The 507-nt window shown below is 40.4% G+C and carries 1 protein-coding gene; it reads right to left on the bottom strand.

Annotated elements, in window-relative coordinates; all coding sequences use genetic code 11:
* Window positions 1-507 (bottom strand): IS1595 family transposase (locus A5N85_RS14385; RefSeq protein ID WP_084601832.1); only part of this gene is annotated, 507 nt, incomplete at both ends.

The following is a 507-nucleotide window of genomic DNA, read 5'->3' on the forward strand; positions in this document are numbered from 1 at the left end:
AACGCCACTCGCACTCTTTTAAGTGAAGCTCAAAATTGACTGTAACACCATTAAACTTGCTCAGCCTCCGCTTGGTAAAGCTCCAAAAAGACTCAATACCATTGATATGGTAATGACCATGAGCAAACTCATTATTGCCATGGTCTACTCTAAAATGTTTCGCATAGCCAACGTCAACCAAGCCATTGTAACCACGCCAACCATCCGAGTATATGACACTATCAAGCTCTACTTTACCAAGAATAACACCTTGCAAGGTCTTTTTCTTGCAGTCGGGAATGATCTCAGTATAGATACGACCTTGTCTTTCAAAGATACCAAAGACGGATTGTTTTAAAGTCCCACGACCACGTTTGAGCTTGTCATGATAATCCCTTTGACGCTTTGCGCCAAAGTAGGATTCATTGATCTCAATTGAGCCATATAAAAGGTTTTTCTGGTTTAGTTGATACTGATAAATTTCTTGGCGAAAGATAGCGTACCAGCGGTTAATGGTATTACGGTTTA

Source organism: Suttonella ornithocola (assembly GCF_001889065.1).
GTDB classification, from domain to species: Bacteria; Pseudomonadota; Gammaproteobacteria; order Cardiobacteriales; family Cardiobacteriaceae; genus Suttonella_A; species Suttonella_A ornithocola.